The organism is Pseudomonas moraviensis (assembly GCF_900105805.1).
In the GTDB taxonomy this organism is placed as follows: Bacteria; Pseudomonadota; Gammaproteobacteria; order Pseudomonadales; family Pseudomonadaceae; genus Aquipseudomonas; species Aquipseudomonas moraviensis_A.
Map to the genome: position 1 here is coordinate 2,719,855 of NZ_LT629788.1, position 18,291 is coordinate 2,738,145.

The following is an 18,291-nucleotide window of genomic DNA, read 5'->3' on the forward strand; positions in this document are numbered from 1 at the left end:
GGAAAAAAGCCTGGGTGGCCTGACCGGCCTGAATCAGGTCAGCAGGTCGTCTGTTGAGTAGGAACGAGGACGATGAGAGGAAATTTAACCGGCGCGGATCACTGGCCATCCCATTGCTGGATGCGCAAGCGGCAATGCTTCATGGCGTTGACGATGTGTTTTTCCACCAGCGCCCGGGAGATGCCGAGGGTCTGGGCGATTTCCGGGTGGGACAGGCCTTCGATCTTGCGCAGCAGAAAACTGTCGCGACACAGCGGCGGCAATTCGGCCAGCGCACGCTGGAGCATTTCCAGACGCTGACCATGATCGAGGGTGCCATGAGGCGAGGGAGTGAAATAGCGCTCTTCGTTATCCAGCACGTCCAGCGATTCAACCTGGCGCAGCGCGTTGCGGCGGTGATCGTCGATAACCAGGTTCAGCGCGGTGCGATAAAGGAAGGCCCGCGGTTGTTCGATCGGCACTTCGCTGGAGCGCTCCAGCACGCGTACATAGGCGTCATGCACCACATCCTCGGCGACCTGACGGTTGCCCAGTCTGGCGTTGAGGAAACACACCAGCTCACGATAGTAGTTTTCCAACATGGCTCCCGACCGCATCGATGCCGTTTCTGTCCTTGAGCGCACTGATCCGGCCTGCGGATAACGCAGTAGCAAGATAGTGGCAACTTGAAGTGCGTAATTTATAGTAATTCTCATATAGATTTAAAGAGCTGATTCCATATACCGGACAAATAGTGGTAGTCCGGCGCGCGGCAACGCGATGTGTCCGCGGCTAAATTCCATGGCCCATGCCTCGTTTACAGGACAGCCCCTGTGTCTGTCGTGCCTTGCGACGGGCCGCAACCACTGGCCGGAACCCTGCATGAATCGTCCCCGCCCCGCGCGTCGCGCGCTGTTCGCCGCCCTCTGTCTGATTCCCGTGATCGCCGTTGCTGCCTGGCAGGTTTTGCCGCCCGGTCGCGACGCCATTGCCACCGTGCAGGTCAGCCGGGGCGATATCGAAAACAGCGTGACGGCGTTGGGCACCCTGCAGCCGCGCCGCTACGTGGATGTCGGCGCGCAGGCCTCCGGGCAGATTCAGAAGATTCACGTCGAGGCCGGTGACGCGGTCAAGGAAGGTCAGTTGCTGGTGGAAATCGACCCGTCGACGCAGAAAGCCAAGCTCGATGCCGGACGCTTCTCCATCGAAAATCTCAAGGCGCAGTTGCAGGAGCAACGTGCCCAGCACGATCTGGCGCAGCAGAAATACCAGCGTCAGCAGAAACTGGCCGCCGGTGGCGCCACCCGCGAGGAAGATGTGCAGACCGCCCGCGCCGAGGTCCGAGCGACCCAGGCGCGCATCGACATGTTCCAGGCACAAATCCGTCAGGCCCAGGCCAGCCTGCGCAGCGACGAGGCGGAGCTCGGCTACACGCGCATCTACGCACCGATGAGCGGAACCGTTGTGGCCATTGGTGCGCGCGAAGGCCAGACCCTCAACGCCCAGCAACAGACCCCGCTGATCCTGCGCATCGCCAGGCTTTCACCGATGACGGTATGGGCCGAGGTTTCGGAGGCCGACATCGGCCATGTCAAACCGGGCATGACCGCCTATTTCACTACTCTCAGCGGCGGCAACCGGCGCTGGAGCAGCACCGTGCGGCAGATCCTGCCGGTGCCGCCGCGCCCGCTCGAACAGAATCAGGGCGGCAGTCCCACCAGTGGCCGCAGCGGCAGCGAACGCGTGGTTCTGTATACCGTGCTGCTCGACGTCGATAATGCCGATCACAGTCTGATGACCGACATGACCGCCCAGGTGTTCTTCGTCGCGCAACAGGCGCAGGACACCCTGACCGTGCCGAGCGCCGCCCTGCAACCGGGTTCGCGTCCACAGTGGCAACGGGCACAGATCGTCGCCGCCAACGGTGATATTCAGGCGCGGGAAGTGCGCACCGGCATCAGCGATCGCCTGCGCACCCAAGTCCTGGAAGGTCTGGCCGAGGGCGAACATATTCTCAGCGCGCCGGCCAGCGGTCATGGGGGCTGAATGCACACGCCTCTGATCGAACTGCGACAGATCCGCAAAGCCTACGGCGGCGATGACAGCCCGCTGGTGGAAGTGCTGCGCGGGATCGATCTGTCGATCCACGCCGGCGAGTTCGTCGCCATTGTCGGCGCCTCCGGTTCGGGCAAGTCGACGCTGATGAACATCCTCGGTTGCCTTGACCGGCCTACCAGCGGCGAATATCGCTTCGCCGGGGAAAATGTCGCTCAGCTGGACAGCGATGAACTGGCCTGGCTGCGCCGCGAAGCATTCGGATTTGTCTTTCAGGGCTATCACCTGATCCCCTCCGGCTCGGCGCAGGAAAACGTCGAGATGCCGGCCATCTACGCCGGCACCCCGGCCGTCGAGCGGCATGCCCGCGCCTTTGCGCTACTGGAACGTCTTGGCCTCGGCAGTCGCACCGGCAACCGTCCGCATCAGCTTTCCGGCGGTCAGCAACAGCGGGTGTCGATTGCCCGCGCGCTGATGAACGGCGGCCACATCATCCTCGCCGACGAGCCGACCGGCGCTCTCGACAGCCACAGCGGCGCCGAGGTCATGACCCTGCTCGACGAGCTCGCCGATCAGGGCCACGTCGTCATCCTCATCACCCACGACCGCGAAGTGGCGCAACGGGCCAAGCGCATCATCGAAATTCGCGACGGCCTGATCATCAGTGACAGCGCCGGGCATGCGTCCACGCCCTCTTCGGCCAATCCCGGCGCGCTGCAAGCGGTCGACCTGCGCCAGCGCCTGAGCAGTGGCAGCAGCCAGACCGGCGCCTGGAAAGGTGAACTGGTCGACGCCGTGCAAGCCGCGTGGCGAGTGATGTGGATCAACCGTTTTCGCACGGCGCTGACACTGCTGGGCATCGTTATCGGTGTGGCCTCAGTGGTAGTGATGCTCGCCGTTGGCGAGGGCAGCAAGCGCCAGGTCATGGCGCAAATGGGTGCGTTCGGCTCCAACATCATTTACCTCAGCGGCTCGGCACCGAACCCGCGCACGCCCGAGGGCATCATCACCCTCGACGACGTCGCCGAACTGTCCGCCCTGCCCCAGGTGGAGCGGATCATGCCGGTCAACGGCTCGACCGCCGGCGTGCGGTTTGGCAATGCCGACCACAGCAGTTACGTCGGCGGCAATGACACCAATTTCCCGGTGATTTTCAATTGGCCGGTGATCCAGGGCAGCTATTTCACCCAGGCCGATGAAGACAGCGCCGCCGCTGTCGCGGTGATCGGCACCAAGGTCCGCGACAAGCTGCTCAAGGATGTCGCCAACCCGATCGGTCAATACATCCTCATCGAAAACGTGCCGTTCCAGATCCTCGGCGTGCTCGCGGAAAAAGGCGCCAGCTCTGGCGACTCGGATAGTGACAACCGCATCGCCGTGCCCTATTCGGCGGCGAGCATGCGCCTGTTCGGCAGTCGCAATCCGCAATACGTGGTGATCGCCGCCAAGGATGCGCGCAAGGTCAAGGACGCCGAACAGGCCATCGAACAGGCGATGCTGCGGCGGCACCACGGCAAGAAGGATTTCGAGCTGACCAACAATGCCGCCATGATCCAGGCCGAGGCGCGCACGCAAGGCACGCTGTCGCTGATGCTGGGTGCGATTGCGGCGATTTCCCTGCTGGTCGGCGGCATCGGCGTGATGAACATCATGCTCATGACCGTGCGCGAACGTACGCGGGAGATCGGTATTCGCATGGCCACTGGCGCACGCCAGCGCGACATCCTGCGCCAGTTCCTCACTGAAGCGGTGATGCTGTCGGTGGTCGGCGGTATTGCCGGGATCGGCCTGGCGCTGCTGGTCGGCGGCGTGTTGTTGCTCAGCGGTGTGTCGATTGCCTTTCAAGCGCTGGCGGTGATCGGCGCGTTTGCCTGTGCGCTGGTCACCGGTGTCATTTTCGGCTTCATGCCGGCCCGCAAAGCTGCCCGGCTCGACCCGGTCACGGCCCTTACCAGTGAATGATCGACCTATGAAAGTGCGACTGACGTTTCTCGCCGCCAGCTTGTTGCTGGCGGCCTGCAGCAGCCCGGCGCCGCGCCTCGACAGCGGCGTGCAGCCACCACGCGCGTGGCAGTCCGCCGACAGCCACGGCGCGTTGCAAAGCAATCGGCAATGGTGGACGCAGTTCGGCAGCCCTGAACTGGAGCGGCTGGTGGACCAGGCGCGGCTGGGCAGCTACGACCTCGCCGCCGCGATGGCGCGGGTCCGACAGGCCCAGGCCAGCGCAACCATCGCCGGCGCGCCGCTGCTGCCGGAACTCAAGGCCGGATTGAATGCCAACCGGCAGAAACTGATCCACGGCAAGGGCTACAGCCAACTGGATGTCAGCCCGGAAAATCGTTCGCTGGATTATTACGATGCCGAGCTCAGCGCCAGTTACGAGATCGATTTCTGGGGCGGCAATCGTGCCGCGCGCGACAGTGCCGTGTTCGCTGTGCAGGCCAGCGAGTTCGACCGCGCCACCGTCGAACTGACCTTGCTCAGCGGCGTCGCCAACAGCTACACCCAGGCCCTCGCCTTGCGTGAGCAGGCGCGCATTGCCGAACTCAATCTGAAAAATGCGCAGAACGTGCTGCATCTGGTGCAGACCCGTTTCGACGCCGGCAGCGCCACCGCGCTGGAACTGGCCCAGCAGAAAAGTCTGGTGGCCGAACAACAGCGCCGCCTGCCGCTGGTGCAACAACAGGCCCGCGAAGCATTGATCAGCCTCGCCGCCCTGCTCGGCCAGCCGGTGCAGGCGTTGCGGTTGCCCGAGCAATCCTTCGCCCAATTGCACTGGCCGGACATCGCCAGTGGCGTGCCGAGCGACTTGCTGAGCCGCCGCCCGGACATTGCCAGCGCTGAAGCCAGACTGGCAGCGGCGCAGGCTGATGTCACTGTTGCCCGCGCCGCGATGCTGCCGAAAATCACCCTCACGGCGAGCCTCGGCAGCGGCGCCGATCTGGCCGCCGACCTGCTGCGCACGACGTTCTACAACCTGTCGTCAGGACTCACCGCGCCAATCTTCAACAACGGCCGCCTCAGCGCCGAACGCGACAAGGCCAAGGCCCGCCAGGACGAACTGCTGGAGTCCTATCGCGGGGCGATCATCAACGGTTTCGCCGACGTCGAAAAAGCCCTCAGCAGCATCCGTGGCCTCGACGAACAGCGGCAATGGCAAAGCGAAGAACTGACTCAGGCACAAACCGCCTTTGACATCGCCCAGAGCCGCTACCAGGCCGGCGCCGAAGACCTGCTCACCGTCCTGCAAACCCAGCGCACGCTGTATGCCGCGCAGGATCTGAACGTGCAACTGCGCCAGTCGCGGCTGCAGGCGAGCATTGCGCTGTACAAAGCGTTGGGGGGTGGCTGGTAGGAGCTGACGAGTGCAACGAGGCTGCGATCTTTTGATCTTGATCCTTAAATGCAAGAGCAAAAGATCGCAGCCTTCGGCAGCTCCTACACGGATATCGTGTCCACCGTGTGCAAATCCAGGGCACGCTGAATGCGGTGCTTGCGCTGTACAACGCGCTGGGGGGGGGCTGGGAAGAGATCTGAGAGCGACGCGGCGACTGGACTGACGCCTTCGCGAGCAGGCTCGCTCCCACAGGGATCTGTCAGTCCGGCCAAAATACTCGCCCCGCCAAATACCTCCTGTAGGAGTGAGCCTGCTCGCGAAGAGGTCGTGTCAGGCAATGATGCATTGGATGACACACCGCATTTGCGGGCAGGCTCTCAAAGTGGGTATTGGGCACTTTGAGATACCTATCGCGAGCAGGCTCACTCCTACAAAAGCAAGAGCAAGAGCAAGAGCAAGATCAAAAGATCGCAGCCTTCGGCAGCTCCTACAGTCTCCGCGTCCACCTCTAGGTCGAGTGTCAGCTCGCCTGCGGCTTTTGATCTTGATCCTCCAGCGACGTCGGAAGGCTGAGCGGAGGGATTGATCCGGGCGTGGGAGCGCAGCGACCGTCTGGCGCAGCCAGACACAGCGGAAGGAGGTGCAGCGAAGCAAACCGGAGCCGCTGCGCCCGGATCGATCCCGCAGCGAAGGAACCCCGAGCCCGCGAGGGGCCGAACGCAGGAGCAAGCCTTTTCGGTTACCTTTTTGGCGTTTGAAAAAGGTGACCCGCCGTAAGGGCGGAACCCTAAGCAGCCGTTACCGCAGCAATGGATATGTACTCACTCAAAAAGACCCCCACCGCCTGAAAAAACTTCGCGGGCAGGCTCCCCAGGGGTCATTCGGTCAGGCCAAAATCTTCGCCACGATAAATACCCCCTGTAGGAGTGAGCCTGCTCGCGATGGCGGTGGGTCATCCGGCATAACGGGTGACTGACACGACGTCATCGCGAGCAGGCTCACTCCTACAAGGGATTGCGATCAATTCAGAGTATGTGTTGAACCGATCTAGAGCTGTCGGCCCTTGACCTTCAGATGCCGTGCATACCACGGTCGCCGGGGGACTTTGCGGAACAGTTCGGTCATGTTGTCTTCGTCGCCGAAGGTGATGCGCAGCGCCAGTTTCATGGTTTCCGGGTCCATCTCCACCGAGCGCCCGACTTGCAGGCCGGGCACGGTGCTGCAACCGTGGGTGTCGGGGCCGAGCCAGGGATCGGCGACTTCCACCCAGCGCCCCGGTGCAAACCACGGCACGCCATTGACCTGCAGACGGGTCACCTCACCCGGATGAAAGCGCTCGTGGGCGCGGAACCAGTCTTCCAGGCGATCATCGATCCAGCCGTGGAAACGCCAGAACACCGGGTTCACATGAGAGGAAAACGGGTCGCCGAGAAAGTCGTTTTCCGGTGCATACCAGCGCGCGGCGAAATCCGCCTGATCGCGTGCCATCGGCACCGGAATGTCGTTGGACGGATCACGCGCCACCGAAGCCCAGCGCATGTGCAGCCAGTCGTGCAGGCCCAGTTCAACTTCGGAACCGAACTGGCCAAGGGTCAACTTCGACAAGTAGCGCGGATCACGGTACTGCGATTCCCAGACCAGAAAATTGCTCTGGAAAGTCTCCGCCGCTTTGATGTCGCTGACCCATTTGGTGTAATCGTCATCGCCCTCGGCCAGCCAGGTCGGCGGCAGTGAGTTGCCGTCGTGATTGTCGAAATAGCGGGCGAAGCCCTGTCGGTCGCGCTCCAGCTCTGGCTGCGGCTGCGGGAACGCTGGCCACGACGGCAAATCCTGCATCGACCGGGCGATGCCGAGCATGTGCCGATGCATGAAGAAAAAGTCCACGCCGGAGCCATTGCGATCCTTGCGTGGGCCACGGGCATCGCGCTCCTTGTCACGCGGCCCGGGCTGCCAGCCGATACCGCGCAGCGCTTCGCGTTTTTTCTCCGAGAGCTTGTGCCACTTGTCGCGGGTGGCGTGCCAGAGCTGATGGAACAACCGATGTTCGGGCGCCACCAGCCAGGCCAACAGTTGCGGACTGAGCCCGGTGCGTTCGCGGGCTTCGGGAAAGCGTCGCTTGATGGCGATGAACTGATTGTCCAGCTCGGGCAACGCCAGCGGCCGATCCAGACGCAGTACCTGCCCGGTGAACGTGGCGCTGCCGGCATTGCCGAATGCCGCCCAGACTTCATCCAGTTTGACTTTGAACTCATACACCGGTGGCGCTAACGGCGCATCGGTGCGCAGCAGGCGCCAATACATCTCGGCGCCGTTGCCCGGCGCCAGATCACCGATCACTTGATAACGCGCAGGGCCCTCGGCACGCAGATTGGTACCGGTGTCGAGATAACCGCGCAGCCCACGGCCACGGTGAGCGATGTCGAGAAACAGCTCCAGGCCTTGCGCCGGCAAGCCATCGAGCCCGGCCGCCGCACCGGTAAAGCGAATGTCCCAGACCCCGCGCAGAGTGTCCGCCAGTTGTTGCCCGGCGGTGTCCGCCAGATCGACCGTGGCCTCGCCCGGGGTGATCGGAAACTCCTCGCGAGTCAGTTCACGATGTGCATAAAAAGCGGCAGGCAGCGCGGCGCCCGTGAGTGCCATGCCCGCCATGAACCAGCGTCGAGAGATCGTCATTGCCCTACCTGTGTCAGCCATGAAGCAGGCTTTATCCAAGCTAGAACGTTTGCTCGACGGGGAAATTTACGCTGCCGGCAAAACATCGCGACGGCGGCGCCGGGCATTTGTAACGCCGCCTAAATTAGCCACCCGGCCACTCGTTCTTCCCAGATAGCAAAGGCCCCTGCGCCTGTACCTCGACGGCGAACCTGAATGAGATGGCAATGACAAAACCGCGTTGGAAAAAGGCTCTATTCATCGGCCTGCCATTGGCCCTGGCGATCAGCGCCGGCGCAGGATTTCTGGCCTGGGATTACTGGAACAACCCCGGCTACCCGGTGAAGGTGATGAAACAGGCGACCGAATTGCAGGATCGCCTGCTGTCGTTCGACAGCCACATCACCGTGCCGCTGAGTTTCGGCAGCCACGACCACGAAGCCGACAAGGATGGCTCGGGCCAGTTCGACCTGGTCAAGGCCAATCGCGGGCGCCTGTCCGGTGCGGCGCTGACGGTGTTCGGCTGGCCGGAAATGTGGAATGGCCCGAACGCCCCGCACCGCCCGACCGAGGGTTTTGTCGAAGAGGCGCGCAACCAGCAGGAAGTGCGCTACAAGATCATCTCCGGGATCGTTCGCGACTTCCCCAATCAGGCCGGCATCGCCTACACGCCGGATGATTTCCGCCGGCTGCACGGCGAAGGCAAGTTTGCGATTTTCATCAGCATGCTCAACGCCTACCCGCTGGGCAACGACCTGAGCAAGCTCGACCTGTGGGCCGGGCGCGGCATGCGCATGTTCGGTTTCAGTTACATCGGCAACAACAGCTGGGCCGACTCGTCGCGACCGCTGCCGTTTTTCAATGACTCGCCCGACGCCCTCGACGGGCTCTCTGAGATCGGCAAACAAGCGGTGCAACGTTTGAACGATCTGGGCGTGATCATCGACGTTTCGCAGATGTCGACCAAAGCCCTTGAGCAAGTCGCCGGACTCAGCCGCACTCCGCTGGTGGCCTCGCACTCGGCGCCCCGGGCGGCCGTAGACATTCCGCGCAACCTCAGCGACAAAGAGCTGCAACTGATCAAGAACAGTGGCGGCGTGGTGCAGGTCGTCGCCTTCTCGCAGTACCTGAAACCGCTGACCCAAGGCACCCAGGACAAACTCAATGCGCTGCGTGCGCGCTTCGATCTGCCGCCGCTGCCCAATCTGGCCATGGCGCTGATGCCCGGCGATCCGATCATCACTGCCTGGTCGGAACAGAAGCTCGGCCAGTACGCCAGCGGCCTCTACGCGATCCTCGAAGAAGAACCGAAAGCCACCCTCAAGGATTTCGGCGACGCCATCGATTACACGGTGCGCAAGATCGGTATCGACCACGTCGGCATCGCTTCGGACTTCAACGATGGTGGCGGGATCAAAGGCTGGGAAAACGTCGGTGAAATTCGCAACGTCACCGCCGAACTGCTGCAGCGCGGCTACTCCGAAGCGGACATTGCCAAGCTCTGGGGCGGCAACTTCATGCGCGTCTGGGATCAGGTGCAGAAAGCCGCGAAACCGGCACTGGCGTCGCGCCAGGAGGTGGCCCGGCCATGACTGATCGCCGCACTTTTCTGAAACAGGCCGGCCTGCTCGCCGCCGCCCTGCCCCTGGGCGCCAGCCTGACTGCGCCGGCGGCAATCGCTGCGCCGCCCGCCGCGCCGCGGGATAAATGGGCGCAGTTGCGTCAGTTGTTCGATCAGGATCCCCAGGCGATTCACTTCGCCAATTTCCTCGTCACCTCGCACCCCAAACCGGTGCGCGAAGCCATCGAACGCCATCGCGCGGCGCTGGATCTGAATCCGGGTCTGGCGATGGATTGGGATCTGGGCGTCACCGAGAAACGCGAAGAAAACGTGCGCCACTGGGCCGGCCAGTACCTGCAAGCCAAACCGGGGCAGATCGCCCTGACCGGCAGCACCACCGAGGGCCTGGCGATGATCTACGGCAGCGTGCAGGTGCGCGCGGATCAGGAAATTCTCACCACGGTTCACGAGCATTACTCGACGCGCAACATCCTCGACTTCCGCAGCCGTCGTGACGGCACCCAGGTGCGCAAACTCAAGCTGTTCGACACCCCGCAGAGCATTTCTCTGGATCAGGTGCTCGCCACGATCAACCGCAATATCCGCCCCGAGACCCGCGTGCTGGGCATGACCTGGGTGCATTCAGGCAGCGGTGTGAAGCTGCCGATCAGCGAGATCTCACATCTGGTCGACGAGCACAACCGTCAGCGCGACGACAAGGACAGGCTTATCTATGTGGTCGATGGCGTGCACGGTTTCGGCGTCGACGACCTGAGTTTCCCGCAGATGAACTGCGACTTTTTCATCGCCGGCACCCACAAGTGGATGTTCGGCCCGCGCGGCACCGGCATCGTCTGCAGCCGCACCGAAGAACTGAAATACGTCAGCCCCAGCGTGCCGACCTTCTCCGAGGCCACAGCCTTCTCGACCATCATGACCCCGGGCGGCTATCACGCCTTCGAGCATCGCTGGGCGCTGGACGAAGCCTTCAAGTTGCACCTGCAACTGGGCAAGGCCGAGGTACAGACGCGCATTCATCAGCTCAACAGCTACCTCAAGCAACGCCTGCAGGAGCACCGCAACATCGAACTGGTGACCCCGCTCGATCCGCAGTTTTCCGCCGGTTTCACCTTCTTCCGGATCAAGGACCAGGACAGCGATGCAGTGGCTGCCTGGCTGATGCAGAACCGGGTGATCTGCGACGCGGTCAGCCGCGACGTCGGGCCGGTGATTCGTACCGCGCCGGGCTTGCTCAACAGTGAGGCCGAGGTGGATCGCTTCATGAACATCCTCGGCAACAAGCTGCGCGCCTGATCCTCGACTGCCGTTTTCCTTTCAAAGAGACGACCCATGAAAAAGCCTCACGCGTCACTCCTCTCCAAAGCCCTGCCCGCACTGGCGCTGAGCGCGCTTTGCGGCGCACTGATGCCCGGCACTGCGCTGGCGGCGACCGCGCCCGCGCCCGCGCCGGGCAAAGTGTTCAAGGACTGCAAGGACTGTCCGGAAATGGTCGTGCTGCCGACCGGCAGCTACACCATGGGCACGCCGGACGATGAAGTCGGCCGTCAGCCCGATGAAGGCCCGTTGCACACGGTGACCTTCAGCAAACCGTTCGCCATCAGCCGCTCGCAGGTGCTGGTGGGCGAATGGGACGCCTATGTCCGCGAGACCGGCAACAAGCCCTACGACTTCGATGATCGCCCCGGCCGCCGCTGCACCGCCGGCAAGCCCGAGTTCAAACAGACGCCCCGCGACCCGGCGGTGTGCATGAACGTCGCCGAGGCTCAGGGCTACATCGACTGGCTGTCGAAAAAGACCGGCCAAGCCTATCGCCTGCAAAGCGAATCGATCCGCGAATATGCCGCCCGGGGCGGCAGCACCGGGCCCTTCCCGTTCTCGTTCGACGAGGGCAAGGATTACCAGATCGCCAAACACGCCAACACCTACGGCGCGGCCGACGGCTACAACTTCACCTCGCCGGCCGGCACCTTCCCGGCCAACGCGTTTGGTGTGTTCGACGCCCACGGCAACGTCTACGAATGGACCGCCGACTGCTACCACCCGGACTACTCCGGCGTGCCCGCCGACGGTCGCCCGTGGACCCAGGAAAACTGCGAGCGCCAGGTCATGCGCGGCAACGACTGGGGCGAGGCGCCGATCTTCTCCCGCTCCGGCAACCGCAACAGCAGCTGGCCGACCAGCAAGGGCGACTGGCTGGGCTTTCGCGTAGTGCGCGACCTCTGACACTGCCCTCGACGAGCGCAGCCCGTCTGCGCTCGTTTAAAGAAACTCCGCGACCATTCGTTTTCCTTAAGTACCGGCACTCCCTCCGCATCGAAGCAGGAATCCTCCATGACCAAGCCTACGCGTGGGGCGATCAACGAATTGTTCGCCCTGCTCAAGCCCTTCCGCCTGATCGTTTCGGCGTCCATCGTGCTCGGCATGCTCGGCGGCCTGAGCGTCACCGTGCTGCTGGCGACCATCAACAACGCCCTGCACTCCGATGACGGCCTGACCCCCACGGTGGTGATGATCTTCGCCGGACTCTGTGCCCTCGCCCTGCTGACGACGATCCTCTCGGACATCGGCACCAACTACGTCGGCCAGCACATCATCGCCAAACTGCGCAAAGAGCTCGGGGAGAAAGTCCTCTCGGCGCCGATCGACCAGATCGAACGTTACCGCAGCCATCGCCTGATTCCGGTGCTGACCCACGACGTCGACACCATCAGCGACTTCGCCTTCGCCTTCGCGCCGCTGGCGATCTCGATGACCGTAACCCTTGGCTGCCTCGGCTATCTGGCCATGCTGTCGTGGCCGATGTTCCTGATGATGCTGGTCGCTATCGCCATCGGCACCACCATTCAGGCGATTGCGCGGGCCAAGGGCATGCGCGGTTTCTATGCCGCCCGCGACTCCGAAGACGAACTGCAGAAGCACTACAACGCGATCGCCGAAGGCGCCAAGGAACTGCGCATCCACCGCCCGCGCCGCCAGCGCATGTTCGTCGCCGGCATTCAGAAAACCGCAGAAAAGATCTGCGACACCCAGATCAAATCGATCAACACTTTTGTCATCGCCAAGTCGTTTGGCTCGATGCTGTTCTTCGTGGTCATCGGCATGGCTCTGGCCCTGCAATCGCTGTGGCCGAGCGCCGACAAAGCGGTGATGAGCGGCTTTGTTCTGGTCCTGCTGTACATGAAGGGGCCGCTGGAACACCTGATCAGCACTCTCCCGATCATCAGCCGCGCGCAGATTGCCTTCCGCCGCATCGCCGAACTCAGCGAACGGTTCTCCTCGCCGGAGCCGCACCTGCTGCTGCAGGATCAGGGCAACAAGCCTGCCGCCGTCGAGAGCCTGGAACTGCGCAACGTGCGCTACGCCTTCCCGGCCGTGGAAGGCAGCGAACCGTTTCGCCTCGGCCCGGTAAACCTGCGCATCGAACAGGGCGACATCGTGTTCATCGTCGGTGAGAACGGCTGCGGCAAAACCACACTGATCAAATTGCTGCTGGGCCTGTATGCGCCGACCGAGGGCGAAATCCGCGTCAACGACAAGCCGATCACCGCGGTCAACCGCGATGATTACCGCCAGAACTTCACGACGATTTTCGCCGACTACTACCTGTTCGATGACCTGATTCAGGGCGATCGTGAAGTGCCGCAGGATGCCACCCGCTACCTCGAGCGCCTGGAGATCGCGCACAAAGTCAGCGTGCGCGATGGCGCCTTCAGCACTACCGACCTGTCCACCGGCCAACGCAAACGCCTGGCACTGGTCAATGCCTGGCTCGAAGAGCGCCCGGTGCTGGTGTTCGACGAATGGGCCGCGGATCAGGATCCGACGTTCCGGCGGATCTTCTATACCGAGCTGCTGCCCGACCTCAAACGTCTGGGCAAAACCATCATTGTGATTTCCCACGACGACCGTTACTTCGACGTCGCCGATCAGCTCGTGCGCATGGAGGCCGGCAAGGTCAAAAGCGAACTGCAACCCGCCTGATCGAGGCAGCCGCGAACGAGCCGGAGAAAAAACTTTTCCGGTTTGCCGCGGCTTCCTCGTCTTAATGAGATGAATAAGAACCATTAACAACTATACCTGCCAAGGTCTTAACCTCATGTCCGCATCCCGTTTCATGCTTCGCCCTCTGACTCGAGCCCTGCTGATGCACGGCGCGACCCGCACTCGCCTGGCCGGTAGCGGCCTGGGTCTGGCACTGACCCTCGCGGCGGCGCCCTATGTCCAGGCCCAGGAATGGACCCTGAACATCCCTGCCCAACCGCTGGCCCAGGCCCTGCAGACCCTCGGTCAGCAAACCAGCCTGCAAATCGTCTACAGCCCGGAGAGCCTGCAAGGCCTGCGTTCCAGCGCCCTCAACGGCCGCTATCAGGACGACGAGTCGCTCAAGGCGATGCTGAGCGGCACCGGCATCCGTTATCAGCGTGACGGCAACACCGTCACCGTGCTCGGCCCGGCCACCAGCGGCAGTGCGATGGAACTGGCCCCGACCAACGTCAACGCCAACCGCCTTGGCGCCACCACCGAGGGCAGCAACTCCTACACCACCGGCGGCGTGACCATCGGCAAGGGCGTGCATTCGCTCAAGGAAACTCCGCAGTCGGTCACGGTGATGACCCGCAAGATGCTCGACGACCAGAACCTCAACACCATCGAACAGGTGATGGAGAAGACCCCGGGCATCACCGTTTACGACTCGCCCATGGGCGGCAAGTATTTCTACTCGCGCGGTTTCCGCATGACCGGCCAGTACCAGTACGACGGCGTGCCGCTGGACATCGGCAGCAGCTACGTGCAGGCGGACAGCTTCAACAGCGACATGGCCATCTATGACCGCGTGGAAATCCTTCGCGGCGCGGCCGGCATGATGAAGGGCGCGGGCGGCACTGCCGGCGGCGTCAACTTCGTGCGCAAGCGCGGCCAGGACACCCCGCACACGCAGCTGTCGCTGTCGGCGGGCACCTGGGACAACTACCGCGGCCAGGTCGACACCGGCGGCCCGCTGAACGACGCCGGCACCGTGCGTGGTCGCGCCGTCGTCACCCAGCAGACCCGGCAGTATTTCTATGATGTGGCTGAACGCCGCGACCAGATCTACTACGGCGCGCTGGACTTCGATCTCAGCCCCGACACCACCCTCGGTCTGGGCATGGCCTATGAAGACGTCGACGCCACCCCGTGCTGGGGTGGCCTGCCGCGCTACGCCGACGGCTCCGACCTGCACCTGAAACGCTCCACTTGCCTGAACACCTCGTGGAACAACCAGCGCAGCAAACGCGCCACCTACTTCGCCGACGTCAAACACCAGTTCAACGACGACTGGTCGCTGAAAGTCGCCGGTGTCTACTCGCGCAACACCCAGGACATGGAATATTCCTTCCCGAGCGGCACCGTGCCATTGGGCGCCACCGCCACCAATACGCTGATGCTCGGCAGTACCTATGACTACGACCAGCGCGATTACGGTTTCGATGCCTACGTCGACGGCAAATTCGACGCTTTCGGCCAGCAGCACGAACTGATCGTCGGCGCCAACGCCAGCCGTTCGCACAAGGACGACTTCTACGCGGTGGCGGCATTGCCACAGCGTCAGAACGTGTTCAACCCGAACCACAACATCCCGCAGCCGGATGAAAGCTACTACCTGGCCAACGCCTCCCGTGGCGGCCCGGTGGACATGCACATCAAGCAATATGGCGCTTACTCGATCGCCCGCCTGAAACTCGCCGACCCGATGACACTGGTGCTCGGCAGCCGGGTTAGCTGGTACAAATCCGACACTGACTCGGTGCAGTACTTCCGCGGCGAAGGCACCGACGTCAACACCAAGTCCACCGAAACCGGCCAGGTCACGCCGTTCGCCGGCCTGCTCTACGACCTCAACGACAACCTGACCGCCTACGCCAGCTACACCGACATCTTCACCCCGCAAGGCTCGTACAAGACCATCGATGGCAGCACGCTCAAGCCGCTGATTGGCCAGAGCTACGAACTGGGGATCAAGGGTGAGTGGTTCGACGGTCGTCTGAACACCACGTTCAACCTGTTCCGCACTATTCAGAAAGATGCGGCCCAGGATGACCTGCGTTGCGAAGACAGTTCGTGCCAGATCAACTCGGGCAAGGTCCGCGCCCAGGGCTTTGAAGCTGAAGTCAGCGGTGAAGTGATCGAGCGCCTGCAATTGCTGGCCGGTTATACCTACACCCAGACCAAGGTGCTGGAAGATGCCGATGCCACTCAGGATGGCGCGGTCTACAACTCTTACGTGCCGCGTCACCTGTTGCGCGTATGGGGTGATTACGCCCTGAGCGGGCCGCTGGATCGGGTGACGATTGGTGCGGGTGTCAATGCGCAGACGGGCACCTACCGGGTTTCGCCTCTGGGCGGGGACAATGTCGATGGCGCGGGTTATGCGGTCTGGAACGGTCGCATTGGTTATCGGATTGATGACACCTGGTCGGTGGCGTTGAACGGCAACAACCTGTTTGACAAGCGTTATTACGCGACCATCGGGACCGAGGGGTTCGGTAACTTCTACGGCGAACCGCGGAATTTTGTGATGTCGGTGAAGGCTGATTTCTGATTGGTCTTAGTTGTGTGGAAGCCCCGCTTTGGCGGGGCTTTTTGTTTTTTGGGATTGGGGGCATATCCGTTGCTGCGGTGAAGGCTACTTAGGGTTCCGCCCTTACGGCGGGTCACTTTTTCCAAACGCCGAAAAAGTAACCAAAAAGGCTTTGCCCCGGCGTACGGCCCGCTCGCTGGGGCTCGGGGTACCTTCGTTACGGGACCGATCCGGGCGCAGCGGCTCCGGTTGGCTTCGCTGCACCTACACTCGCTGTGTACGACTGCGTCGTACGGTCGCTGCGCTCCCACGCCCGGATCGATCCCGTAACGAAGCCTGCCGAAGGGGCAAAAGATCAAAAGCCAGAGCAAAAGCAGAAGCAGAAGCAAAAGCCAGATCAAAAGCCCCTCACCCTAGCCCTCTCCCAGAGGGAGAGGGGACTAAAACGGGTTGTTTGGCTGGGCTATGCCGACCTGAAATACCGAAGCGAACTCAGATCCTGAATCAGATCAAAAGCCCCTCACCCTAACCCTCTCCCAGAGGGAGAGGGGACTAAAACGGGTTGTTTGGCTGGGCTATGCCGACCTGAAATACCGAGGCGAACTCAGATCCTGAATCAGATCAAAAGCCCCTCACCCTAACCCTCTCCCAAAGGGAGAGGGGACTGACCGAGGTGTTTGGGCAAGGTACGCCGACTTGCGATACCGAGTCGAATGCAGATTCTGAAAAGCCCGCAGATCGGCTCCCTCTCCCTCGGGAGAGGGCTGGGGTGAGGGGCGAATCCAATACAAGACTCAAGCCAAGCGCACGCTTTTCACCACTCAATAGGCCGAGTGTCAGCTCGCCTGCTTTTGATCTTGATCCCCGGGCGACGTCGGAAGGCTGAGTGGAGGGATTGATCCGGGGGTGGGAGCGCAGCGACCGTTTGGCGCAGCCAAACACAGCGAGTGTAGGTGCAGCGGAGCAAACCGGAGCCGCTGCGCCCGGATCGATCCCGCAGCGAAGGGACCCGAGCCTGCGAGGGCCGAACGCAGGAGCAAGCCTTTTTGGTTACTTTTTCGGCGTTTGGAAAAAGTGACCCGCCGTAAGGGCGGAACCGTAATCAGCAACCCCCGCAGCAACGGATATGCACACTAAACCAGAACCCGCGCAAGCGCCCCACCAACCCGCGCATAAACCTCCAAAACCCCAGGCACCACCGACCCCAACCGCAACAAATCATGAGTCAACCCACCACAAACCTCGACCTCGACCTCAACCCCCTGCCCACGCAGCTTATCAACATAAGCCTGCCCCTCATCCAGCAACGGATCAAACCCGGCCAATACCACAATGGCCGGCGCCACCCCACGCAAATCCTCCGCCAGCAACGGCGAAAAACGCCAATCCAGATAATCCTCCGGCCCACGCGCGTAGTGCTGATAAAACCAGTCCAGCGTGTCGTTCTCCAGCAAATACCCCTCGCCAAACAACAGCCGCGAATCATGCACTCGCGAAGCGTCGGTCACCGGATAACACAACAACTGCGCCTTGGGTGCGATGGCCACCGTGTGCGGCTGCCGCACCGCCTGAATCGCCAGCACCGTCGCCAGCGTGGCGCCCGCGCTATCACCGCCAAAGGCTACCCGCGAACAATCCAGGCCCAGGCTCACAGCCTGTTCGGCCAGCCACGCCAACGCGTCCTCGCCATCCTCCAGCGCCGTCGGAAAGCGATGCTCCGGTGCCAGCCGATAACCGACCGAGAGCACCGCACACGGCGTGCGCTGGCAAAACTCACGGCAGACACCGTCGTGGGAATCCAGACTGCCGACCACAAACCCGCCACCGTGGAAATACACCAGCACCGGCAGCGGTGAAGTAACACCGTTGGGCCGATACAAACGCAAGGCCAGTGCCGCGCCGTCCCGGGTCAGTGTTGTAATCTCGGTGACTTCAAGGTCTTGGGGCGCCGGCCAGCGCAACTGCGCGGTGGTCTGTTCGAATGTGCCGCGGGCCTCGCTCGGGGTCAGTTGGTGCATGGCCGGCAGGCCGGCGTCCTGGCTGTCTTGAGCCAAGTCGAGAAACGCTTCCAGATCAGGGTGCAACGACATCGATAAGATCCTTTATCCGCAAAAAAACCGGGCGCGC

The 18,291-nt window shown here is 62.5% G+C and carries 11 protein-coding genes; 8 read left to right on the forward strand and 3 right to left on the reverse strand.

The window, feature by feature from the left end; translation table 11 throughout:
• Nucleotides 1–98: 98 nt before the first annotated feature.
• Complete coding sequence (locus BLU71_RS12165) at nt 99–581, reverse strand: sigma-70 family RNA polymerase sigma factor (RefSeq protein WP_041478511.1); 483 nt, start codon at nt 579–581, stop codon at nt 99–101.
• Nucleotides 582–861: 280 nt separating this feature from the next.
• On the opposite strand from BLU71_RS12165, the gene BLU71_RS12170 reads away from it, so the two are divergent.
• The 3 genes from BLU71_RS12170 to BLU71_RS12180 are packed head-to-tail and all read left to right on the forward strand — an operon-like array spanning nt 862 to nt 5,389.
• Nucleotides 862–2,025: an efflux RND transporter periplasmic adaptor subunit gene (locus BLU71_RS12170; protein ID WP_083353179.1), complete on the forward strand. Its 1,164-nt coding sequence runs from the start codon at nt 862–864 to the stop codon at nt 2,023–2,025.
• Nucleotides 2,026–3,996, forward strand: coding sequence for a MacB family efflux pump subunit (locus BLU71_RS12175; protein WP_083353180.1), 1,971 nt, complete (start codon nt 2,026–2,028; stop codon nt 3,994–3,996).
• Between the two features lie 7 nt (nt 3,997–4,003).
• The gene (locus tag BLU71_RS12180) at nt 4,004–5,389 is read left to right on the forward strand and encodes an efflux transporter outer membrane subunit (protein ID WP_083353181.1); all 1,386 of its coding nucleotides are present in this window, start codon (nt 4,004–4,006) and stop codon (nt 5,387–5,389) included.
• A gap of 1,029 nt (nt 5,390–6,418) precedes the next feature.
• On the opposite strand, the gene BLU71_RS12185 is transcribed toward BLU71_RS12180, so the two are convergent.
• A complete protein-coding gene (locus BLU71_RS12185; RefSeq protein ID WP_083353182.1) occupies nt 6,419–8,044 on the reverse strand; it encodes a PvdJ/PvdD/PvdP-like protein in 1,626 nt (541 codons plus the stop codon).
• Between the two features lie 206 nt (nt 8,045–8,250).
• Here BLU71_RS12185 and pvdM point away from each other — a divergent pair, with 206 nt between their 5' ends.
• From pvdM to BLU71_RS12210, 5 genes are all read left to right on the forward strand, one after another.
• Nucleotides 8,251–9,615, forward strand: a complete 1,365-nt coding sequence (pvdM, locus tag BLU71_RS12190) for a pyoverdine-tailoring dipeptidase-like protein PvdM (RefSeq protein ID WP_083353183.1) — start codon at nt 8,251–8,253, stop codon at nt 9,613–9,615.
• Nucleotides 9,612–10,898, forward strand: coding sequence for an aminotransferase class V-fold PLP-dependent enzyme (locus BLU71_RS12195; protein ID WP_083353184.1), 1,287 nt, complete (start codon nt 9,612–9,614; stop codon nt 10,896–10,898). The genes pvdM and BLU71_RS12195 overlap by 4 nt, the downstream gene beginning before the upstream one ends.
• 36 nt (nt 10,899–10,934) lie before the next feature.
• On the forward strand, nt 10,935–11,828 hold the full coding sequence (locus tag BLU71_RS12200) for a formylglycine-generating enzyme family protein (RefSeq protein ID WP_083353185.1): 894 nt from the start codon (nt 10,935–10,937) through the stop codon (nt 11,826–11,828).
• 108 nt (nt 11,829–11,936) lie between these two features.
• On the forward strand, nt 11,937–13,586 hold the full coding sequence (locus BLU71_RS12205) for a cyclic peptide export ABC transporter (protein ID WP_083353186.1): 1,650 nt from the start codon (nt 11,937–11,939) through the stop codon (nt 13,584–13,586).
• A gap of 115 nt (nt 13,587–13,701) precedes the next feature.
• Nucleotides 13,702–16,185, forward strand: coding sequence for a TonB-dependent siderophore receptor (locus tag BLU71_RS12210; protein ID WP_173867339.1), 2,484 nt, complete (start codon nt 13,702–13,704; stop codon nt 16,183–16,185).
• A 1,112-nt stretch (nt 16,186–17,297) separates the two neighbouring features.
• Here BLU71_RS12210 and BLU71_RS12215 read toward each other — a convergent pair.
• The gene (locus BLU71_RS12215; protein WP_083353187.1) at nt 17,298–18,254 is read right to left on the reverse strand and encodes an alpha/beta hydrolase; all 957 of its coding nucleotides are present in this window, start codon (nt 18,252–18,254) and stop codon (nt 17,298–17,300) included.
• Between the last annotated feature and the right edge of the window lie 37 nt (nt 18,255–18,291).

What these genes read in the sequence shown, in the direction of transcription:
- BLU71_RS12165 (WP_041478511.1), bottom strand. Translation starts at nt 581, where the DNA reads ATGTTGGAAAACTACTATCGTGAGCTGGTGTGTTTCCTCAACGCCAGA.
- BLU71_RS12170 (WP_083353179.1), top strand. Translation starts at nt 862, where the DNA reads ATGAATCGTCCCCGCCCCGCGCGTCGCGCGCTGTTCGCCGCCCTCTGT.
- BLU71_RS12175 (WP_083353180.1), top strand. Translation starts at nt 2,026, where the DNA reads ATGCACACGCCTCTGATCGAACTGCGACAGATCCGCAAAGCCTACGGC.
- BLU71_RS12180 (WP_083353181.1), top strand. Translation starts at nt 4,004, where the DNA reads ATGAAAGTGCGACTGACGTTTCTCGCCGCCAGCTTGTTGCTGGCGGCC.
- BLU71_RS12185 (WP_083353182.1), bottom strand. Translation starts at nt 8,044, where the DNA reads ATGACGATCTCTCGACGCTGGTTCATGGCGGGCATGGCACTCACGGGC.
- pvdM (WP_083353183.1), top strand. Translation starts at nt 8,251, where the DNA reads ATGACAAAACCGCGTTGGAAAAAGGCTCTATTCATCGGCCTGCCATTG.
- BLU71_RS12195 (WP_083353184.1), top strand. Translation starts at nt 9,612, where the DNA reads ATGACTGATCGCCGCACTTTTCTGAAACAGGCCGGCCTGCTCGCCGCC.
- BLU71_RS12200 (WP_083353185.1), top strand. Translation starts at nt 10,935, where the DNA reads ATGAAAAAGCCTCACGCGTCACTCCTCTCCAAAGCCCTGCCCGCACTG.
- BLU71_RS12205 (WP_083353186.1), top strand. Translation starts at nt 11,937, where the DNA reads ATGACCAAGCCTACGCGTGGGGCGATCAACGAATTGTTCGCCCTGCTC.
- BLU71_RS12210 (WP_173867339.1), top strand. Translation starts at nt 13,702, where the DNA reads ATGTCCGCATCCCGTTTCATGCTTCGCCCTCTGACTCGAGCCCTGCTG.
- BLU71_RS12215 (WP_083353187.1), bottom strand. Translation starts at nt 18,254, where the DNA reads ATGTCGTTGCACCCTGATCTGGAAGCGTTTCTCGACTTGGCTCAAGAC.